Below are 18,474 nucleotides of genomic sequence, written 5' to 3'. Positions count from 1 at the left end.
CAGGTTACCTCATGCATTTCAGCGAACTGATGGCTGCCATTTCCACCCGTGCGATCCGCCTTCAACAGGAAGATGAAGACCTGGTCATTCTGGGCAGCGACGACGCGCTGGATGACGCGTTGTGGGACAGCCTCGCGGCGCACAAGGCGCAACTGCTGGAGCTGGTCGCCGAACACGGCGGTGACTGGCTGAGCCCGGCCTTTCGCATCACCCCGGACATGCTGCCGCTGGTGGATCTGCAGCAGGATGCCCTCAACGGCATCGTCGCCACGGTGCCGGGTGGCGCCGCCAACGTGCAGGACATCTATCCGTTGTCCGCGTTGCAGGAAGGCATGCTCTATCACCACCTATCGGCCGCTGCCGGTGACCCTTACATCTCGCAGGCGCGCTTCGTATTCGACAGTCAGGAACGGCTGGACGCTTTCGCCGACGCGCTGCGCTGGGTGGTAAACCGTCACGACATCCTGCGCACCTCGTTCGTCTGGGAATACCTCGACGAAGCGCTGCAAGTGGTCTGGCGCGAGGCGCCGCTGGTGTGTGAGGAAGTCCCCGTCGACAGTGGCGCCGACGTGCTCACGCAACTGCTCGCACGCCACGACCCGCAGCACTTCCGTCTCGATATGCAGCAAGCGCCTTTGCTGCGTCTGGTGTATGCGCAGGATCCCGCGCAGGGCCGCGTGGTGGCGTTGTTGCTGTTTCATCACATGATCATGGATCACGTGGCGCTGGATGTGCTGCGCCGGGAAATTCAGGCCTGTCTGCTCGGGCAGACCGCGCAAGTGCCTGCCGCTGTGCCGTATCGCGATCACTTGGCCAGGGCACGCAATGCCGGTAACGAGCAGGCACAGGAAGCGTTTTTCCGCGACATGCTCGCGGATATCGACGAGCCGACGCTGCCCTGTGGTTTGCAGGATGTGCAGGGCGATGGCCACGCCATCGAGGAAGCCTCGCTGATGCTCGACAGCCGCTTGAGCCGGCAGTTGCGCGAGCAGGCGCGGCAGCTCGGCGTCAGCGTCGCGAGCCTGACGCATCTGGCGCTGGCGCGGGTGCTCGGGCAATTGTCCGGGCGCACGGCGGTGGTGTTCGGCACCGTGCTGCTGGGGCGGATGGACGCGGGCGAGGGCGGCGAGCAAGCGTTGGGCATGTTCATCAACACTTTGCCGCTGCGCGTTGATGTTGGCGAGCAAAGCGTGCGCGCCGGCGTGCTGGCGACCCATCGGCGCCTGACCGCGCTGCTGGCGCACGAGCAGGCTTCGCTAGCCCTGGCGCAACGCTGCAGCGCCGTTGCGGTGCCGACGCCGCTGTTCAGCGCGATCCTCAACTACCGACACAGCAGCGTTGAGGAAGTGGCGGAGGTAATCGACATTGCCCCCGGTGTGCAGGTGTTGGGTGCCCGCGAGCGCACCAACTATCCGCTGACCATCAACATCGATGACCTCGGCGCCGACTTGCGCATCACCGCGCTGGCGGATGCAGCGTTGGGGGCCGAGCGCATGGCCGCTTACCTGAACACGGCGCTGGAGAGTCTGCTCGCAGCCTTGCAAACCAGCGCCGATGTGCCGCTGCAAACGCTGCGCATCCTCCCGGCCAGCGAACGCGAACACTTGCTGTACGGCGTCAATTCGCCGCTGGCACAGTTCCCGGAAACCCTGTTGATTCATCAGCAATTCGAAACCCATGCCCAGGCCCAGCCTGAGGCCACGGCGCTGATATTCGACGGACAAACCCTCAGTTACGGCGAACTCAACCGCCGTGCCAACCAGGTTGCACATCATCTGCTGGCTCTGAACATACGTCCCGACGACCGCGTGGCAATCTGCGTCGAGCGTGGCCCGCAGATGATCATTGGCCTGCTTGGTGTGCTCAAGGCCGGCGCCGGTTACGTGCCGATCGATCCGGCCTATCCGCTCGACAGAATCAGCTTCACCTTGCAGGACAGCGCCCCGGCAGCGGTGCTGATGCAGGCGGCGACGCGCGAGCGCGTGGCCGCTCTCGAAGTGCCGCAGATCGACCTCGACAGCGCTCACCTCAAGGCCGAACTCGACAGCAATCCGCAGATCCCTGAGCTGACCCCGGCGCATCTGGCGTACGTGATCTACACCTCCGGTTCCACCGGTTTACCCAAAGGCGTGATGGTCGAGCACCGCAACGTGGCGCGGTTGTTTTCCGCCACCCACGATTGGTTCCAGTTCAACCCGCAAGACATCGGGGTGTTGTTCCATTCCTTCGCGTTCGACTTCTCGGTCTGGGAAATCTGGGCCGCGTTGGCGTTCGGCGGGCAATTGCTGCTGATCCCGCAAGCCGTCAGCCGTTCGCCGGACGACTGCTATGCATTGCTCTGCCAGACCGGCGTGACCGTACTCAACCAGACGCCGAGCGCCTTCCGCCAACTGATCGCCGCGCAGGGCCGCAGTCAGCTGCAACACTCGTTGCGGGAAGTGGTGTTCGGCGGCGAAGCGCTGGAACCGGGCTTGCTCAAGCCGTGGTATGCGCGGGTCGGCAATGCCGGCACGCGGCTGGTGAACATGTACGGCATCACCGAAACCACCGTGCACGTGACCTATCGGCCGCTGCAAGCCGCCGACGCGCAGTTGCTCGGCGTCAGCCCGATTGGCGTGCGCATTCCCGATTTGCAACTGTATGTCCTCGATGCCCAGCGCGAACCGGTTCCGGTCGGCGTGGTCGGCGAGTTGTACGTCGGCGGGGCCGGGGTGGCGCGCGGTTATCTGAATCGTGAAGCGCTGACGGCCGAGCGTTTTATCAATGATCCGTTTGGCGCAAACGCCGAGGCGCGGTTGTATAAAACCGGAGACCTTGCGCGCTGGGCTGCGGATGGCAGCCTCGAATACCTCGGTCGCAATGACGATCAAGTAAAAATTCGCGGCTTTCGCATTGAACTGGGCGAGATCGAGGCGCGGCTGAGCACTTGCGAAGGTGTGCGCGAAGCCGTGGTGATGGCCCGTGAGGACAGCCCCGGCGATCAGCGGCTGGTCGCGTACTGGCTGGCCGATGAAGGTGCGGCGCCGGATGTGGCGCAATTGCGTGATCAGCTGTTGGCGGGGTTGGCTGACTACATGGTGCCGAGCGCCTTCGTGCGCCTGGAAGCCTTCCCGCTGACCACCAACGGCAAGCTCGACCGCAAAGCCTTGCCGGCACCGGACAGCGATGCATTCGCGCGGCGCGGTTTCGAAGCGCCGGTCGGAGCGGTAGAGAATCTGATCGCTGGTCTCTGGCAGACATTGCTTGGTGTCGAGCAGGTCGGCCGCCATGACAATTTCTTCGAGCTCGGCGGTCATTCGCTGCTGGCAGTGAAGCTGATCGAACGCATGCGCCAACAGGATCTGCACTGTGATGTGCGCGTGCTGTTCGGTCAGCCGAGTGTGGCCGCGCTGGCGGCGACCTTGAGCAGCGAACGCGGCATCGTCGTTCCCGACAACCTGATCGAGCCGGGTTGTATGCGCATCACCCCGGCCATGCTGCCGCTGAGCAATCTCGATCAAGCCGCGATCGACCGTGTCGTTGCCAGCGTGCCGGGCGGCAGCGCCAATGTGCAGGATATCTATGGCCTGGCGCCTTTGCAGGCAGGGATTCTCTATCATCATCTGGCAACCAGTGCCGGTGATCCGTATGTGTTGCAGGCGCAATTTGCCTTCGACGGTCTGGCGCAGATCAAAACCTTCGTTCGCGCCTTGAACGGCGTCATCCAACGCCACGACATTCTGCGCACCGGCATCGTCTGGGAAGGGCTTGAAGAGGCGGTGCAAGTGGTTTGGCGCGAGGCGCCGCTGGCGCTGGAACGCGTCGATGCCGACGAACTCGACGGCGACGTGCTCGAGCAGATGCAGGCGCGTTTCGATCCACGCCACTATCGTCTGGACCTCAATCGCGCGCCGCTGATGCGTTTTGTCTACACCGAAGATCAGCCAAACCAGCGCTGGGTCGGCATTCTCCTGATGCACCATATCGTCCTCGACCACACCGCACTGGACGTGCTGGTCGCGGAAATGAATGACGTCATGCTTGGCCGCAGCGAGGATCTGCCGCCGCCGGTGCAATACCGCCACTTTGTCGCCCAGGCGCGGCTCGGCGTTGATGATCAGGCCCATGAGGCGTTCTTCCGCGAGATGCTTGGCGATATCGACGAGCCGAGCGTGACCTTCGGTCTGCAGGACGTGCACGGCGACGGCAGCAACATTCTCGACAGTCATTCCGAACTCGATGCCGACCTCGGTAAACGTCTGCGTGAGCAGGCGCGGCGGCTCGGTGTCAGTGTGGCCAGTCTGGTGCATCAGGCCTGGGCTCAGGTGTTGTCGCAGGTGTCCGGCCAGCAGGACGTGGTGTTCGGCACGGTATTGCTCGGGCGCATGCAGGGCGGCGAAGGCGCAGATCGGGCGTTGGGCATGTTCATCAACACCTTGCCGCTGCGCGTCAGCGTCGGGGCGGATTCGGTAGAGAGCAGCGTGCGGGGTACCCATGCGCGTCTGGCGCAATTGCTCGGCCATGAGCAAGCCTCGCTGGCGCTGGCCCAGCGTTGCAGTGGTGTTAGCGGTGCGCAGGCGCTGTTCAGCACTTTGCTCAACTACCGCCACAGCGCGCCCGAGTCGGCCGCTGTAGCGTGGGACGGCGTGCAGATTCTCAGCTCCCGCGAGCGCAGCAATTATCCGTTGGTGGTCAGCGTCGACGACCTCGGCGAAGGCTTCCGCGTGAGCGTGCAAGCTGTGCCACAGGTGGACGGCGCGCGGGTCTGCGATTTCTTGCAAACCGCGTTGCACAGTCTGGTCACGGCACTGGAGTACACGTCGCAGGCACCGTTGCAGCAACTGTCGATCGTGTCGCCGAGTGAGCGGCAGCGCGTGCTGGTCGGCTTCAACATCAGCGGTCGTGAATACCCGCCGGCGCAGACCGTGCCGCGCCTGTTCGCAGCGCAAGTGGCGGCGCACCCCGAGGCGCTGGCGGTGGTGCAGGGCGAGCAACAGTTCAGCTACCGCGAACTGAATCAGCGCGCCAATCGTCTCGCCCATCACCTGATTGGTCTCGGCGTGCAAGTCGACGACCGTGTCGCGCTGTGCCTGCGTCGCGGCCCGGACATGCTCGTTGCGCTGTTGGCGATTCTCAAGGCCGGCGCGGGTTATGTGCCGATCGATGCGGATTACCCGGCTGAACGCATCGCCTACCTGTTGCAGGACAGCGACCCGATCGCGGTGCTGGCGCAGGCGTCGACGCGTAACCTGCTTGGCGCTGTCCCCGTGATCGATCTGGACGCCACCGACTGGCAGCACTTGCCTGACACCAACCCAGCGCTGTCGAGGCTGACCCCGGCGAATCTGGCCTATGTGATCTACACCTCGGGTTCTACCGGGCAGCCGAAAGGCGTGATGGTCGAGCACCGCACCCTGGAAAACCTCGTGCACTGGCACGCCGAAGCCTTCGATCTGCATGCTGGCAGCCACACCGCCAGCGTCGCCGGTTGCGGTTTCGATGCCATGGCCTGGGAAGTCTGGCCGGCGTTGTGCGTTGGCGCGACCGTGCATCTGCCACCGTCTTCGATCAAAAACGAACATCTTGATGAACTGCTCGAATGGTGGCGCGCGCAGCCGTTGCAGGTGAGCTTTCTGCCAACCCCGGTGGCCGAATATGCCTTCAGTCGTGAATTGGGCCATCCGACCCTGCGCACGTTGCTGATCGGTGGCGACAAGTTGCGCCAGTTCCCGCGTGATCAGACATTTGCCGTGATCAATAACTATGGCCCGACCGAAGCCACGGTGGTGGCGACGTCCGGGCGCATCGAGCCCGGGCGGGTTTTGCACATAGGCCGGCCGATTGCCAATGCCAAAGTCTATTTGCTGGACCGTCAGCAACAACCAGTGCCGACCGGTGTGCAAGGCGAGTTGTATGTCGGCGGCGCCGGGGTTGCGCGCGGTTATCTGAATCGTCCGGAACTGACCTCAGCACAATTCCTTGACGACCCGTTCAGCGATGAACCGCATGCGCGGATGTACCGCACCGGCGACCTCGCGCGCTGGCTGGCGGACGGCAATATCGAATACCTGGGGCGTAACGATGATCAAGTCAAACTGCGCGGCGTGCGCATTGAACCCGGCGAAATCGAAGCGGCGCTGAGCGCTCACGCCGCGGTGCGCGAATGCGTGGTGCTGGTGCGCGACGGCCGTCTGGTCGCCTGGTTTACCGCCATCGAGTCTGTCGAGATCGGCGATTTGCACCAGCATCTGCAAGCACTCTTGCCGGACACGTTGGTGCCGGCGGCGTACGTGCGTCTGGACAGCCTGCCGCTGACCGCCCACGGCAAACTCGACCGCAAGGCCTTGCCCGAACCGGATCAGGACGCGTGGCTCAGCCGTGAATATGAAGCGCCACAAGGCCCGGTCGAAATGGCGCTGGCGCAGATCTGGGCCGACGTACTCAACATCGATCAGATCGGCCGTCACGACAATTTCTTCGAACTCGGCGGCCATTCGCTGTTGGCGGTGAGCCTGATCGAACGCATGCGTCAGGCCGGTCTGAGCGCCGATGTGCGCGTGCTGTTCAACCAGCCGAGTCTGGCCGCACTGGCGCGAGCCTTGGGCAGTGGCCGGGAAATCGCAGTGCCGGCCAATCTGATTGCGGCCGATTGCACGCACATCACCCCGGACATGCTGACCCTGACCACGCTGGATCGGGCCAGCATTGATCGTATCGTCGCGACGGTGCCGGGCGGTGCAGCGAATGTGCAGGATATCTATCCGCTGGCACCGTTGCAGGAAGGCATTCTTTATCACCACCTCAGTGCCGAACAGGGCGATCCGTACCTGCTGCAATCGCGTCTGGCCTTCGACAGCCTTGAACGTTTGCACAGCTTCGCTGAACACTTGCAGCAGGTCATCGCCCGTCACGACATTCTGCGCACCAGCGTGGTCTGGCAAGGCTTGCCGAGCCCGCAGCAAGTAGTCTGGCGGCAGGCGCAGATGGTCGTCCAGCAGGTGCTGCTGGATGCGCAGGACGGCGACATTCTCGAACAGCTGCACGCGCGTTTCGATGCCCGGCATTTCCGCCTCGACCTCAATCAAGCTCCGTTGATCCGCATGGTCTACGCCGAGGATTCGTTGAACCAGCAAGTGGTCGCCATCGTGCTGTTCCATCACTCGATTCTCGACCACACCGCCATGGACGTGATCGGCCGGGAAATGCACGCGTTGATGTTCGATCAGCTCGACACACTGACGCCGCCGATGCCTTACCGCAATTACGTGGCGCAGGCACGCTTGGGCGCCGATGCGCAGGAACATGAAGCGTTCTTCCGCGAGATGCTCGGCGACATCGACGAGCCGACTTTGCCCTTCGGTCTGCAGGATGTTCAGGGCGACGGGCGTGGCATCGAAGAAGCGCTGCAAGCGGTCGATGCCGCTCTCAATTTGCGCCTGCGTGAACAGGCGCGGCAGTTGGGCGTCAGCCCGGCGAGCCTGATGCACATGGCCTGGGCGCAAGTGTTGGGCGTCGTTTCCGGCCGTCGCGACGTGGTCTTCGGCACCGTGTTGATGGGGCGCATGCAGGGCGGTGAGGGCGCCGACCGCACGTTGGGGGTGTTTATCAACACCCTGCCGCTGCGGGTGGGTCTCACTGAAAGCGTGCGCGCCGGGGTGAAAACCACCCACGCGCGGCTGACGGCGCTGCTCGCTCATGAACACGCGTCACTGGCGCTGGCTCAACGCTGCAGCGGCATGCCGGGTTCTGCGCCGCTGTTCAGCGCCTTGCTCAACTACCGGCACAGCGCCGCCGCACAACAGCCGCGCGACGGCCAGGGGATCTGGCAAGGCGTGCGCATGCTCGGTGGCGAGGAGCGCAGCAACTATCCGCTGACCCTGTCGGTGGATGATCTGGGCGACGGTTTTGCCTTGGACGTGCTGGCGCTCGCCGAGATCGGTGCGCAGCGGATCTGCAGTTACATGCACACCGCACTGGAGCAACTGGTGCAAGCGCTGGAGCAGCAGCCCCAGACGCCACTCGATCAGCTACCGATTCTGTCGCTGCCGGAGCAGGCGCGACTGCTGGTCGATTTCAATCGGAGTGCCGTCGCGTTTCGCCGTGGCGCAACCCTTCATGCGCTGTTCGAGGCTCAGGCGGCACAACGGGCGGATGCGCTGGCGGTGGTGCAGGGCGGGCAAGCGTTGACCTATGGCCAGCTCAATCAACGCGCCAACCGCCTGGCTCACCATCTGCTCAGCCTTGGCGTGCAGCCTGACGACCGCATCGCCGTGTGCGTGCGGCGCAGCCCGCAGATGCTGGTGGCGCTGCTGGCGATCCTCAAGTCCGGCGCCGGTTATGTGCCGGTCGACCCGACCTACCCGGCGGAACGCATTGCCTACCTGCTGGAGGACAGCGCTCCATTGGCGGTTCTGGCCGAGGCCTCGACGCGTGATTTGCTCGGTGCTGCGCGCGTGATCGATCTCGATCACCTTGACTGGGCGCATCTGCCGGACCGCAATCCGCAGGTGCCGATGCTGACCCCGGCGCATCTGGCCTACGTGATCTACACCTCGGGCTCCACCGGCCAGCCGAAAGGCGTGATGGTCGAACACGCGACGCTGGAAAACCTCGTGCACTGGCACAACGGCGCCTTTGACCTGCACGCGGGCAGTCACACGTCGAGTGTCGCCGGGTTTGGTTTCGATGCCATGGCGTGGGAGGTCTGGCCAGCGCTGTGCATCGGCGCGACCGTGCATCTGCCACCGCAATCGGTGAGCAACGAGCACCTCGACGAATTGCTGGCGTGGTGGCGCGCGCAGCCGTTGCAGGTGAGTTTCCTGCCCACGCCTGTCGCCGAATACGCCTTCAGTCGTGACCTCGGCCACCCGACCTTGCGCACGCTGCTGATCGGTGGCGACAAATTGCGCCAGTTCCCGCGTCAGCAGACGTTCGCGGTGATCAACAACTACGGCCCGACCGAAGCTACGGTGGTTGCCACCTGCGGCGCGGTCGAGGCCGGGCAGGTGCTGCACATCGGTCGGCCGATGGCCAACGCGAAGATTTACCTGCTCGATGACCAGCAGCGCCCCGTACCAGTTGGCGTCGCTGGCGAGTTGTATGTCGGCGGTGCCGGCGTGGCGCGCGGTTATCTGCATCGCCCCGAGCTGACTGCCGAACGCTTCCTCGACGATCCGTTCAGCGATGAACCGCAGGCGCGCATGTACCGCACCGGCGACCTCGCACGCTGGCTGGCTGACGGCAACGTCGAATACCTGGGGCGCAACGATGATCAGGTCAAACTGCGCGGCGTGCGCATCGAATTGGGCGAAATCGAAGCGGCGTTGAGCGCTCACGAGGCTGTGCAGGATTGCGTGGTGTTGGTGCGCGACGGCCAGTTGCTGGCCTGGTTTACCGAACGCCTGAACGTCGAGATCGAAGATTTGCGCAGTCATTTGCAAGCGCAGTTGCCGCAAACCCTGGTGCCTGCCGCTTACGTGCGCCTGCCAGCACTGCCGCTGACCGCCAACGGCAAACTCGACCGCAAGGCGTTGCCAGAACCGGATCAAACGGCGTGGCTGAGCCGCGAATATGCCGCGCCACAAGGTTCGGTGGAAATCGCCTTGGCGCAGATCTGGTCGGACGTCCTCAAGGTCGAACAGATTGGCCGTCACGACAACTTCTTCGAACTGGGCGGGCATTCATTACTGGCGGTGACGCTGATCGAACGTATGCGTCAGGTCGATCTGAGCACCGACGTGCGCGTGCTGTTCAGCCAACCGACCCTGGCTGCGCTGGCGGCGGCGGTGGGCAGTGGCCGCGAGGTCGCCGTGCCGGACAATCTGATTCCTGCCAATTGCACGCACATCACTGCGGACATGCTGCCGCTGGTGCAACTGGATCAGGCCAGTATCGAGCGCATCGTCGCCACGGTGCCGGGCGGCGCGGCCAACGTGCAGGACATTTACCCGCTGGCACCGTTGCAGGAAGGGATTCTGTATCACCACCTCAGTGCGGCTCAGGGCGATCCGTACCTGCTGCAATCGTGTCTGGCGTTCGACAGCATTGAACGGTTTCAAGGGTTCGCGGCGGCGTTGCGTCAGGTCATGACGCGCCACGATATCCTGCGCACATCGATTGTCTGGCAAGGCTTGGCGGCGCCGGTGCAAGTGGTCTGGCGCCGTGCGCAGTTGCCGGTCCAAGCGGTGGCGCTTGAAGCCGCGCAGGGCGAAGCCATCGATCAACTACGTGCACGCTTCGATGCGCGGCACTGGCGTCTGGAACTTGATCAGGCACCGTTGCTGCGTTTGGTGTATGCCCTCGATCCGGACAATCAGCGTGTCGTCGCCATGCTGTTGTTCCATCACATCGCCATGGACCACACCGCGCTGGCGGTGGTCAGCGCAGAAATGCAGGCGATTTTGCACGGTGATGAGCGACTGCCTGTGTCCGCCGTGCCATACCGCAATTATGTCGCGCAGACCCGCCTCGGCGTCAGCGAACAAGAGCACGAAGCGTTCTTCCGCGAGATGCTCGGTGACATCGACGAACCGACACTGCCGTTCGGTTTGCAGGATGTGCATGGCGACGGGAATGACATCGAGGAAGTCTGCCAGCCGCTGCCCGCCGTGGTAGCGCAGCGGCTGCGCAGCCAGGCGCGCTTGCTCGGCGTCAGCGTCGCCAGTCTGTTTCATCTCGCCTGGGCGCAGGTGCTGGCGGCAACGTCGGCCCAGGAGCGCGTTGTCTTCGGCACGGTGCTGCTGGGCCGCATGCAGGGCGGCGCGGGCGCAGATCGCGGGCTGGGCATGTTCATCAACACCTTGCCATTGCGCGTGGATGTCGACGAAACCGCCGTGCGCGCCGGGGTCAAGGCGACCCATGCGCGGCTCAGTGCGCTGTTGGCTCACGAACATGCTTCGCTGGCATTGGCCCAGCGTTGCAGCGGTGTCGCGGCGCCGTCACCACTGTTCAGCGCGATGCTCAATTACCGCCATAGCGACAGCGAAGCTCAGCAAACTACCAAGCGTGATGCCTGGCAGGGCATCCAATCCCTGGCCGGCGAGGAGCGCACCAACTACCCGTTGACCCTGAACGTCGACGATCTGGGCAGCGGTTTTGAACTGACGGTGATGACCCCTTCGCGCATCGGTGCGGCACGCCTCGGCCAGTACATGGAGAACGCGCTGACTGCGCTGATTGAAGCCTTGGAGCACACACCGCAGCAAGCGTTGAATCGCCTGACGGTGTTACCGGACGAGGAGCGGCAGGCGTTGCTGTTCGGCCTCAATGCCACGGACGTCGATTACGATTTGCAGCAGACGCTGCACGGCTTGTTCGAAGCGCAGGTGCAGCGTACGCCGCAGGCTGTGGCCGTCGTTGCCGGCGAACAGGCATTGAGCTACACGCAGTTGAACGAACGCGCCAACCGCCTGGCCGGGCACTTGCTCAGTCTCGGCGTGCAAGTGGATTCGCGGGTGGCGATCTGCGTCGAACGCAGCCTGGAAATGGTCATCGGCCTGCTGGCAATCAACAAGGCCGGTGCTGGTTATGTGCCGCTCGATCCGGCCTATCCGCCGGAGCGTCTGGCCTACATGCTCGAGGACAGCGCGCCGGCCGTGGTGCTGGTGCACGGGGCTACCAGCGAGTTGCTGGGAGATATCACGGCGGCAGTGGTCGATCTTGACCAGAACAGCTGGCACTCCTTGTCCGCCGAAAATCCGCAAATCCCGACGTTGACACCACAGCACAGCGCCTACGTGATCTACACCTCCGGCTCCACCGGCCAACCGAAAGGCGTGGTCAACGAACATGCCGGGGTGGTCAACCGCTTGCTGTGGATGCAGGACGCCTATCGCCTGACCGCTGCCGATTCGGTGTTGCAGAAAACCCCATTCAGTTTTGACGTCTCGGTATGGGAGTTCTTCTGGCCGCTGATGACCGGCGCGCGCCTGGTCATGGCGCAGCCCGGCGGGCACAAGGATCCGCAGTACCTGAGCGAAGTGATCGAGCGCGAACACATCACCACGCTGCACTTTGTGCCGTCGATGCTCGATGTGTTCCTCGCCAACAGCGACACCACACGCTGCGACAGCGTGCGGCAGGTAATGTGCAGCGGCGAGGCGTTGCCGGGCCGTGTGGTGCGGCGTTTCAAACTGCAATTGCCGGGCAGCGCGTTGCATAACCTGTACGGCCCGACCGAAGCCGCCGTCGATGTCACCGCGTGGGACTGCGCGGGAACGATCGAGCAGACCCCGGACAACACGCCAATTGGCAAACCGATCGCCAACACCCGCATGTACATCCTTGATGCGCAACAGCAACCCGTGCCGCAAGGCGTGATCGGCGAGCTGTACATCGCTGGCGTGCAGGTGGCGCGCGGTTATCTGAACCGACCTGAGCTGAGTGCCGAGCGCTTCCTCGACGATCCGTTCCAGGCCAACGGGCGGATGTATCGCACTGGTGACGTCGCCCGCTATCTGGCGGACGGCAACATCGAATACCTGGGGCGTAACGACGATCAGGTGAAGATCCGTGGCTTGCGTATCGAACTGGGCGAAATTCAGGCCGGCATTGCCCGGATCGAAGCTGTGCAGGAGGCGGTGGTGGTCGCCCGCGAAGATGTGCCCGGCGACAAACGTCTGGTCGCCTATTACACCGGCGAACGCCTGGAAATCGACCTGCTGCGCAGTCACTTGCTCGAGCACTTGCCGGATTACATGGTGCCTACGGTGTTTGTGCATCTCGATAGTTTGCCGCTGAGCCCCAACGGCAAACTCGACCGCAAGGCCTTGCCGGCGCCGGATCAGCAATCGCTGAAAACCCGCGAATACGAAGCCCCGGTCGGCGACGTCGAAATCACCCTGGCACGGCTCTGGGCCGAACTGCTCAACGTCGAACGGGTAGGGCGTCACGACCATTTCTTTGAACTGGGTGGTCACTCATTACTGGCGGTCAGTCTGATCGGCCGGTTACGTCAGGAAGGCATGGAAGCCGATGTCAGGGCGTTGTTCGAACAACCGACCCTGGCCGGCTACGCCGCAATTACGGAAAGAATGGAGATCGTCCTGTGAATGTGCTCGAACTGTTGGCAACCCTGAAGACAAAAGACATTCAGTTGGCGGTGACCGATGAGCAATTGCGCGTCAACGGCAACAAACAGGCGTTGAGCGATCCGGCGCTGCTGGCCGCGCTGCGCGAGCACAAACCGGCGCTGATCGAACTGATCAAGGCCGGCCAATACTCGGCCAGCCGCGTCGGCCAGATCGACGTTCCGGCCAACGGCATCCTCCCCGGCACCACGCGCATCACGCCAGCGATGGTGACCCTGGCTGACGTGGATCAGGCGACCCTCGACCGCTTGCTCGCCGAGGTGCCGGGCGGCGCCGCCAATGTGCAGGACATCTACCCACTGGCGCCGTTGCAGGAAGGCATCCTCTATCACCACGCGAGCAACGAGCAGGGCGATCCCTACGTCATGCAGTCGTACTTTGCGTTCAGCAGCCGCGAGCGTCTGCAGGACTTCGCTCAAGCCTTGCAAAAGGTCATCGATCGCCACGACATCTTGCGCACGGCGGTGCATTGGGAAGGGCTGGACGTGCCGCTGCAAGTGGTGTGGCGTCAGGCACCGTTGCCGATGGAGGAGATCGTGCTGGCAGACGGCGCAAGTGATGCGCTGCAGCAACTGCACGAACGTTTCGATGCGCGGCATTTCCGTCTGGACGTCCGGTGCGCGCCGATGATGCGTCTGGCCTACGCGTGGGATGAGGGCGGTCAGCGGGTGGTCGCGACGTTGTTGTTCCATCACATGGCGCTGGACCACTCGGCGCTCGACGTGGTGCGTCACGAACTGCTCGCCTGCCTCACTGGCCAGGCTCAATCGCTCGGGCGTCCGGTGCCGTTTCGCAATTACGTGGCGCAAGCGCGACTGGGCATCAGCGAAGCCGAACACGAGGTTTTTTTTCGCGACATGCTCGCTGACATAGCCGAGCCGACCCTGCCCTACGGTTTGCAGGATGTGCAGGGCGACGGCCTCGGTATCGCCGAGCTGAGCCTGCCGGTCAACCCATTGCTCGGCCAGCGTTTGCGCGCACAGGCGCGGCAGCTCGGCGTGAGTGTCGCGAGCCTGTTTCATCTGGGCTGGGCGCAGGTACTGGTGGTGCTCACCGGCAAACAAAACGTAGTGTTCGGCACGGTGCTGATGGGGCGTATGCAAGGTGCCGAAGCCACCGAGCGGGCGCTGGGGATTTTCATCAACACCTTGCCGCTGCGGGTTGATGTCGATGCGCAGGGCGTGCGTGCGGCGGTGGAGGCGACCCACAAACGCCTGACCACGCTGATGCGCCACGAACACGCACCACTGGCGCTGGCCCAGCGTTGCAGTGGCGTGGTCGCACCGACACCGTTGTTCAGTGCCTTGCTCAATTACCGCCACAGCCACACGGCGGCGACGGCGAGTGCCGAGACCCTGGCGGCGTGGGAAGGCATCAGCACGATCAGCTCCGAAGAACGCACCAACTACCCGCTGACCCTGAGCATCGACGATTTCGGCGATGCCTTCAGCCTGACGTTGCTGGCCACCACCGAGGTCGATCCACAGCGCATCTGTGATTACCTGCACTGCGCCATGGAGAGTCTGGTGCTGGCACTGGAGCAGGCACCCGACACCGCGCTCAACCAGTTGCCGATTCTGCCGACGGCCGAGCGCGAGCAGGTGCTGTTGGCGTTCAATGACAACCACGCCGAATTCCCGGCAATGTTGACCATCGCCCAGCGTTTCGAGGCGCAAGTGGCGCAGCGGCCCGAAGCCGTTGCCGCGCAATACCTCGGTGAGCAATTGAGTTACGCCGAGCTCAACCGGCATGCCAACGCCTTGGCTCATCATCTGATCGCACTGGGTGTGAAACCCGATGATCGCGTCGCCATCGTCGCTCGCCGTGGCCTCGATACGCTGGTCGGGCTAGTGGCGATTCTCAAGGCCGGTGCCGGTTATGTACCGGTCGACCCGGCGCACCCGGCCGAACGTCTGCACTACTTGCTCAGCGACAGCGGCCCCGTTGCTGTGCTGACCCAAAATAATCTGCGGGAGCGCTTGCCGACGCTGGCGGTGCCGGTGATCGATCTTGACCCGCGCACCTGGCCGCTGAGCGAGACCCTTGATCCGCAGGTGCCGGGCCTGACCGCCGCGCATCTGGCCTACGTGATCTACACCTCCGGCTCCACCGGCCTGCCCAAAGGCGTGATGGTCGAACACCGCACCTTGTCGAATCTGGTCGACTGGCATTGCACAGCGTTTGATCTGTGCGCCGGTCGCCACACTTCAAGCCTTGCCGGGTTCGGTTTCGACGCCATGGCCTGGGAAGTCTGGCCGGCGCTGTGTGCCGGCGCGACCCTGCATCTGGCACCGACTCACGAGGGCACCGAGGACATCGATGCGTTGCTCGAGTGGTGGCGCGCGCAGCCACTGGACGTCAGTTTCCTGCCGACGCCCGTCGCCGAATACGCCTTCAGCCAGAACCTTGAACACCCGACGCTGCGCACACTGCTGATCGGTGGCGACCGCTTGCGCCAGTTCAGCCGCAACCAGCAATTCGACGTGATCAACAACTACGGCCCGACCGAAGCCACCGTGGTCGCGACCTCTGGGCGAATCGAGGCAGGCGATGCCTTGCACATCGGCAAACCGGTGACCAATGCCACGGTGTATCTGCTCGACGAACAGCAGCGTCCGGTGCCGATTGGCGTCATGGGCGAGTTGTATGTTGGCGGTGCCGGGGTCGCTCGCGGCTATTTGAACCGTGCCGACCTGAGCGCCGAGCGCTTCCTTCATGACCCGTTCAGCCCTTTGCCGAACCCGCGCATGTATCGCACCGGCGATCTCGCACGCTGGCGCGCGGACGGCACGATCGAGTACCTGGGGCGTAACGACGATCAGGTGAAAATCCGTGGCGTGCGCATCGAACTCGGGGAAATCGAAACCCGCCTCAATCAGTTGCCCGGCATTCAGGAAGCCGTGCTGCTGGCGCGCGAAGATGAACCCGGCCAGCCGCGGCTGGTGGCGTATTTCACCGAGCAGAGCCAGGTCGAACCGTTGGCCGTGGCCGAGTTGCGCGCGCACCTGCTGACCCAGTTACCGGAGTACATGGTGCCGGTGGCCTTCGTCAGACTCGACACGCTGCCGTTGACCGCCAATGGCAAGGTCGACCGCAAGGCCCTGCCGAAACCCGAGCGAGCGGCGCTGTTCACCCGCGAATACGAGGCGCCGCACAACGAACTGGAAAGCGCCTTGGCGCAGATCTGGGCGCAGGTGCTGCAAGTCGAGCGAGTCGGGCGTCAGGACCATTTCTTCGAACTCGGTGGTCACTCGCTGTTGGCCATGCGCATGGTGTCCCAGGTTCGCCAGCGTCTTGGTGTCGAGCTGGCGCTGGGCGACCTGTTTGCCAACGCCGAACTGGCAGCGGTTGCCGAGGCGGTGGCGCAAGCCGGGCGCAGCACGCAACCGGAGATTGTCGCGGTGGCTCGTGACGGCGCGTTGCCGCTGTCGTTCGCCCAGCAACGCTTGTGGTTTCTCGCACAAATGGAAGGCGCCAACACCGCGTACAACATTCCCATCGGCCTGCGCCTGCGTGGGCAACTGAATGAGCATGCGCTGCAACAAGCCTTGGCGCGTATCGTTGCGCGTCACGAAACCCTGCGCAGCCGTTTCGCCCAGTTCAATGACCAGGCGCAAGTGCTGATCGCCCCGGTCGACAGCGGTCTGCTGCTGCGCGTTGAAGATCTGCGCCAGCATCCGCAAGCCGACCAGACCTTGGCGGCGCTGATTCAGGGCGAGGCCTCGGGACCGTTTGACTTGCAGGATGATGCACTGATTCGCGGACGCCTGGTGCGGCTGGCCGACGATCATCATGTGCTGTTGCTGACCCTGCACCACATCATCTCCGATGGCTGGTCGATGGGGGTTTTGACCCGCGAACTGATGGCGTTGTATCAGGCGTTCAGCCACGGTCAACCAGATCCACTGCCGCCGCTGGCGCTGCAATACACCGACTACGCAGTGTGGCAGCGGCGCTGGCTCAGTGGCGAGGTTCTGGAGCGTCAAAGCGAGTATTGGCAACAAACGTTGGCGGGCGCTCCGGCACTGTTGACGCTGCCGACTGATCGCGTGCGCCCGGCGCAGCAGGATTACGCCGGCAACACCGTCGAGGTGGTGCTCGACGAACGCCTGAGCGCCGGGCTCAAGGCTTTGGCCCAGCGTCACGGCGTGACGATGTACATGCTCATGCTCGGCGCATGGGCGAGCCTGTTGAGTCGGTTGTCCGGGCAATCGGAAGTGGTCGTCGGTTCGCCCGTGGCCAACCGCAGTCGGGCCGAGATCGAAGGCCTGATCGGCATGTTCGTCAATACCCTGGCCCTGCGTATCGATACCTCGGGCGCTTTGAGCACCGAGGCGCTGCTGGCGCGGGTCAAGGCGCGGACGCTGGATGCGCAGACGCATCAGGACCTGCCGTTCGAACAAGTGGTGGAAATCACCAAGCCTGCACGCAGCATGGCGCACAGCCCGTTGTTTCAAGCGATGTTCAGTTGGGACAGTGGCCACGGTGCCAGCCTGAGTCTCGGCGAGCTGACGCTGGAAAGTGTTGCCGAACCGAGCCACTTTGCCAAATTCGATCTGTCACTGACGCTGGCAGACGCGCCGGACGGGATACGCGGTGTGCTGGAGTACGCCGTTGCCTTGTTCGATGAGTCGACTATTCAACGTTACGTCGGCTACTTCCAGCGCCTGTTGCAGGCCATGGTCAGCAACGATCAAGCGGTGTTGGAGCAGGTAACGTTGTTGGCGGACGATGAGCGTCAGCATCTGCTGGTCGATCTGAACGCAACCACTGTCACCCACGATCTTGAGCAGACTGTTCATGCTCGCTTCGAGACGCAGGTGTTGCGCACGCCAGACGCGGATGCCGTGGTGGCCGGTGAATTGCGTTTGAGTTACGCCGAGTTGAACCATCGCGCCAACCAGCTCGCCCATCACCTGCGCCAGTGCGGCGTGGGCCGCGATTCGCGGGTGGCGATCTGCGTCGAGCGCGGGCCGCAATTGCTGGTCGGTCTGTTGGCGATTCTCAAGGCCGGCGGCGCTTATGTGCCGCTGGACCCGGGGTATCCTGCTGAGCGTCTGGCCTACATGCTTGAGGACAGCGCGCCAGTGGCGGTGCTGGTGCATGCGCCGACGCGTGCGCTGATCGGCGAGTGGGCCGGCATGTTGGTCGATTTCGACCATTGCACCTGGCAAGACCTTGCGCAAAGCAATCCGCAGGTGCCAGGCCTGAGCGCCGCGAACCTGGCCTATGTGATTTACACCTCCGGCTCCACCGGCACGCCGAAGGGCGTGATGGTCGAGCACCGCAACCTGGGCAATCTGCTGCACTGGAGCGCCAGCCTGTGTCCGCTTTCTACCGGCGCCGCGCTGTTGCAGAAAACCCCGCTGAGTTTCGACGCCTCGGTGTGGGAGCTGTTCTGGCCGTT

At 63.7% G+C, this 18,474-nt stretch carries 2 protein-coding genes (1 of these 2 only partly in view); both read left to right on the top strand.

Translation table 11 applies throughout. The features are described from left to right. Positions 1 to 11 precede the first annotated feature (11 nt). Positions 12 to 13,028, top strand: coding sequence for an amino acid adenylation domain-containing protein (locus AB4O01_RS07775; protein ID WP_460091209.1), 13,017 nt, complete (start codon positions 12 to 14; stop codon positions 13,026 to 13,028). Beyond that, on the top strand, positions 13,025 to 18,474 hold the beginning of the coding sequence (locus AB4O01_RS07770; RefSeq protein ID WP_460091207.1) for a non-ribosomal peptide synthase/polyketide synthase. 12,394 nt of this gene lie beyond the right edge of the window; only the first 5,450 of its 17,844 coding nucleotides appear in the window; its start codon is at positions 13,025 to 13,027; the stop codon falls past the right edge of the window. Before AB4O01_RS07775 ends, AB4O01_RS07770 begins: the two co-directional genes overlap by 4 nt.

This window comes from Pseudomonas sp. S2_E02, from assembly GCF_054668355.1.
Note: the sequence above shows the minus strand (reverse complement) of the source record. Positions and strands in the feature narration are given on the sequence as shown.